Raw genomic sequence first — 4,820 nt, 5'->3', positions numbered from 1 at the left:
CGGCGAGGCGGGCTGGGTCGCCGTTTGCGCCGCCGCCTCACGCGCGGCGGCTTGCCGACCGCTGGCGCAATCGAGCATCATGTCGAGCGCGGCGGCGGAACCCGCAAGCGAATATTCCGGCCCGTCCGGCTCGAAATTCAGGTTCAAGCGGTTGCCGCCCTTGACGGCCGCAATGAAATCCTGTCCCACCGGAGCCGTGACGGCATCGGAAAACTGTTCGAAATTCGTGCGGAAGCCACGCCCGTCCACGAGAACATTGTGCACGCCTTCGACGCCGGTGAAATCGGAAACCAGACGATACTGCCCGTCGGAGAACTCGAACCGGATCATGCGGCCGAAATAATCCTGTTTCGAATTGTCGGTCAGTTCGGCGTAGCAGACGCCGGGGATCAAACGCTCGACCATCCATGTCTGGCCGCCGGCCGCCACCTTCGCGGCAAACGCATCCGGGTTGTTTTGCGCCGGGCGCGGGTTTGACGGCGCGCTGCACTGCTCGGCAAGCTCAGCGATATGCCGGCCGGCGCCGGTCACCGTGTCCTTGGTGTTGCGCATGCACCAGGAAAAATGCATGTCCTTGTTATCATGGACGCCGCGCCCGAAGTCGAGACAATCCGGATTCTTCATGATCGCCTCATGAGCGATTGCCGCCGAAAAGGCGGAGTACCAGTCACAGAAATTCTCGTCCGTCGGTTCCTCCGCCATCGCAGGGGATATTCCCGCGGCGGAAAGAACCATCAATGCGCACCCCAGAAATCGACCTACTGCTTTCATTGTTGTCGGGCCCCCTGCCCCTTTTAAACAGCACCGGAACCAGCTTGCCAGAAAGCCACACTTCCTGACAGCGCAAACACGAAGCTGATAATTGAAAGTTTCAGGCTCGAACCTGTTGCGGGCAATCAGGGATTGCCGGCCTTGGCCCCGCCGGTTTCGGCGAGCGGCCCGACAGGGATAGAAATCTCGGCGATCAATCCAAAATGATTGGAGCCGAGACTGTCCTTCATGCGGGTAAGCGTGTCGATATGGGCCGGCGGCCTGACCAGGATATGGTCGATCGGCAGACCGATCGAAGGGGCGCCGGCCGGCCATGTACGCGGCTCATGCGCGTGGGAGCGCAGACCGAGCGCCTCGATGAAAGCCCTGATATCAGGAGAAATCAGCGATGAATTGAAGTCTCCGCCGAGAATAACCGGCCCCTCGGCCGCTCTGAGAAACCGCCGCGCCTGCATCAGTTCCTCTTGCTGGAAGTTGTCGAAATAGGGCTTGGTCAGATGCATCGCCACAAGCGTGACCGTGCTGCCCTCAACCTCGATCCTTGAACGGATGAAACGGTTGGACGCGACCTTGCCAAGCGACATTATGCTCACGTCCTGCAGCGGAAACTTGGAAAGCACAATCAGATCGTCGCTGCGCCCGTCGCGCGTGCAGCCGGCGCAATAGGGATAGGTTTCGGAAAGCGCATCCAGGTGACGCCAGATCGGGTTCGATTCCAGCGCGTAGACGATATCCGCGTTCTGGGCTTCAAGCCAGTCGGCGATGGCAGCCCCGTTCCTGTTGCTGTAGAGCATGTTGAATTCGATGAGCTTCAGCGTGGCATAGCGCTGACCGTCGTCACGCTCGGGCTGCACGATGCCGTAATGCAGCCAGCCGACCCAGGCCGCCAGACAAAGGGCGGCCGCCAGCGGAAGCGCGCCCCATGGGGAGCGGACAAGAGCGAGAAAGGCGAGGGAGAAGATAGCCGCCGCGATGACGATGTGCACGCGCATGCCGCCGAGAAAGACGAATGGCCATGCATGCGAAAGAAAAGGCAGAGCACCCAGGATGAGCGCAAGAACGGCGCAAATGCCGAACAGAGACCTGACAAAGCCCAAACTGAAATCCTGAGAAAAAGAGAATTAAATATATCCTGACCCTAGCATCCTGCCGGCGTGGCGGCAATGACGGACAGGGGGCCTCTTTCACCCGTGACGGCATGGGCGGTACATGCCGGCTGGCGCCGCCATGTGTCCCGGCGGGCCGTGCTTTCCGCCGGTATTCGTATCAGGCAAGGTCCGGTATGCGACGAAAAATCTCCCGCATTCACCCCACCGGACGGTCAGGCGCGGCGTTCAGAAGGCTGGAGAGATAGGCGCCGTAATCCGTCTTTCTGAAGCGTTCCGCGTGCTTTTCCAGCATTTCGTCATCGATCCAGCCCTGGCGATAGGCGATCTCCTCCGGACATCCGGACTGCATGCCCTGCCGAACCGAAAGCGTGCGGACAAAATTGCCGGCGTCGAGCAGGCTCGAATGGGTTCCCGTATCGAGCCAGGCATAGCCGCGGCCCATGCGCTCGACGCTCAGCGTTCCGTCGTGAAGATAGCTTTCCAGAAGCGTGACGATCTCGAGTTCGCCGCGGGGCGAGGGCTTTACCGAACGCGCGCGCGCGGGGGCTTCGCCATCAAGGAAATAAAGCCCGGTCACCGCATAGTTCGACGGCGCCACGTCCGGTTTCTCGATGATCTCCCTGACGCTGCCGGTCTTGTCGAACGCGACGACGCCGTAGCGCTCGGGATCGGCGACGTAGTAGCCGAAGACCGTTCCGCCCTTCACCTTGGCATCGGCGCTTTTCAGGATATCCGGAAGGCCATGACCGAAATAGATGTTGTCGCCGAGCACCATGGCGGACGGCGCGCCGGCAAGGAAATCCTCGGCCAGAATATAGGCCTGGGCAAGCCCGTCGGGCGAGGGTTGAGCGATGTAGGTCAAAGAAAGCCCCCACTGACTGCCGTCGCCCAGCAGCCGGCGGAACTGCTCCTGATCGCCCGGCGTGGTGATGACCGCGATCTCGCGAATGCCGCTCAGCATCAGAACGGAGAGCGGATAGTAGATCATCGGCTTGTCGTAGACCGGCATGAGCTGCTTGGGAATCGCCAGTGTCAGCGGATAGAGCCGCGTGCCGGAGCCGCCGGCGAGAATAATGCCTTTGCGTTGGTTCATCGCTTTGCTCCGAACGTTTCCAGAACGGCGTTCATGTCCTCGTTCCAGTCCGGCCGCCGCAGGCCGAAGGCCGACAGGGTCGCGCAGTCGAGACGGGAATTCAGCGGGCGGGCGGCGGGCGTCGGATAATCGGATGTCGGAATGTCGTTGACGGCAACGGCCTTGCCGGCGGCCGTGAAGATCGCGCGCGCGAATTCGGCCCAGCTGACATCCGGCGCGCCGGAGAAATGGTAGATGCCCGATTTCTCCGGCTCGGTAGTCAATTGCCCGGCAATCGTCTTGCAGGCTGCGGCAATCGCTTTCGCAGACGTCGGCCCACCGACCTGGTCGCTGACCACGTTGAGCGTATCGCGGGTCTCGGCGAGGCGCAGCATGGTCTTCAGGAAATTGCTGCCATGGGCGGAAAACACCCAGCTTGTGCGCAGGATCGCATGGGAAGGTCCGGCTTCGGCGATGGCGCGTTCGCCGGCAAGCTTTGTCCGGCCATAGGCGCTAAGCGGCGCCGGTTGCCGGTCGGTCGCAAACGGCGTCTCCCCCGTTCCGTCAAAGACGTAATCGGTGGAGATATGGACCAGCGGAATGCCCAGTTCCGCGCAGGCGCGCGCCATCGCGCCGGGTGCTGCGCCATTGATCCTGAGCGCGACCTCTTCTTCGCTTTCCGCCTTGTCGACGGCCGTATAGGCGGCGGCATTGATGACCGCCGCCGGGCCAAGGCGCCTGATCGCCTCCCCGCAAGCTGCCGGATCGGCGAGATCCGCCTCCGCGCGCGCGAGGAAACGGGCGTCGGGCAGAATGGCCCGCAATTCGCGCGCGACCTGGCCGGTACTGCCGAAAACGAGGATCATGCCTTCACTCCCAGTCTCGTGCCGACGCCCTTGCGGCTTTGCAGGGCGCGCCACCAGTCTTCATTGTCGAGATACCACTGCACCGTCTTCTCAAGCCCTTCCTCGACCGTCACGGAAGGCCGCCAGCCAAGCTCTGCGGTGATACGGCTCGGATCGATGGCATAGCGAAGGTCATGGCCGGGACGGTCGGCCACGAAGGTGATCTGGTCCGCGTAGGAACCGTGCGCAAGCGGACGCTTCCCGTCCAGAAGCGCGCAGATCGTCCTGACCAGATCGAGATTGGTGCGCTCGTTCTCGCCGCCAATATTATAACTGCGTCCGGGCTTTCCCTTTTCGACGACCGTAAGAAGCGCTTCGGCATGATCTTCGACAAACAGCCAGTCGCGGATGTTCTCGCCCTTGCCATAGACCGGGATCGGCTTGCCGGCGAGCGCATTGAGGATCACAACCGGAATCAGCTTTTCGGGAAAATGATAAGGGCCGTAATTGTTGGAACAGTTGGTGACAAGAACCGGCAGGCCGTAGGTCTCGTGCCAGGCGCGCACGAGGTGATCGGAGGCGGCCTTCGAGGCGGAGTACGGCGAACGCGGGTCGTAGGGCGTCGTCTCGGTGAACATGCCCGTCGGGCCGAGCGAGCCGAACACCTCGTCGGTGGAGATGTGATGGAAGCGGAAGCCCTCAGGCCGACCCTTGCCGGTCCAGTAGCTGCGTGCGGCCTCCAGCATGTTGTACGTGCCGTTGATATTTGTCTCGATGAAATCGCCCGGCCCGTCGATCGAGCGGTCGACATGGCTTTCGGCGGCAAGATGCATCACCGCATCCGGCGCATGCGTTTCGAAAACCCTGTCGAGCGCAGCGCGGTCGCGGATATCGGCATGCTCGAACGCATAGAGCGGGCTTTCGGCGACACTCGCGACATTATCGAGGCAGGCCGCATAGGTCAGCGCATCCAGATTGACGACATGCATGCCGCGGGAAACGGCAAGACGCACGACCGCGGAT

The 4,820-nt window shown here is 62.0% G+C and carries 5 protein-coding genes; all 5 read right to left on the bottom strand.

Annotation, left to right across the window (positions count from 1 at the left end; all coding sequences use genetic code 11):
- A partial coding sequence (locus tag AC5DC2_RS19355) for a hypothetical protein (RefSeq protein ID WP_491699647.1) occupies positions 1 to 702 on the bottom strand: 702 nt, incomplete at its 3' end.
- Positions 703 to 896: 194 nt separating this feature from the next.
- Positions 897 to 1,868, bottom strand: coding sequence for an endonuclease/exonuclease/phosphatase family protein (locus AC5DC2_RS19350; protein ID WP_024708688.1), 972 nt, complete (start codon positions 1,866 to 1,868; stop codon positions 897 to 899).
- Between the two features lie 208 nt (positions 1,869 to 2,076).
- Positions 2,077 to 2,973, bottom strand: coding sequence for a glucose-1-phosphate thymidylyltransferase RfbA (gene rfbA / locus AC5DC2_RS19345; RefSeq protein ID WP_491699646.1), 897 nt, complete (start codon positions 2,971 to 2,973; stop codon positions 2,077 to 2,079).
- A complete protein-coding gene (gene rfbD, locus AC5DC2_RS19340) occupies positions 2,970 to 3,818 on the bottom strand; it encodes a dTDP-4-dehydrorhamnose reductase (protein ID WP_491699645.1) in 849 nt (282 codons plus the stop codon). Before rfbD ends, rfbA begins: the two co-directional genes overlap by 4 nt.
- Positions 3,815 to 4,820, bottom strand: a 1,006-nt coding sequence (gene rfbB, locus AC5DC2_RS19335; protein WP_491699644.1) for a dTDP-glucose 4,6-dehydratase, incomplete at its 5' end; no start/stop codon positions are given. The genes rfbB and rfbD, both read right to left, overlap by 4 nt.

It is taken from the genome of Martelella sp., assembly GCF_984369615.1.
This window is presented reverse-complemented; position numbering and strand designations above follow the sequence as displayed.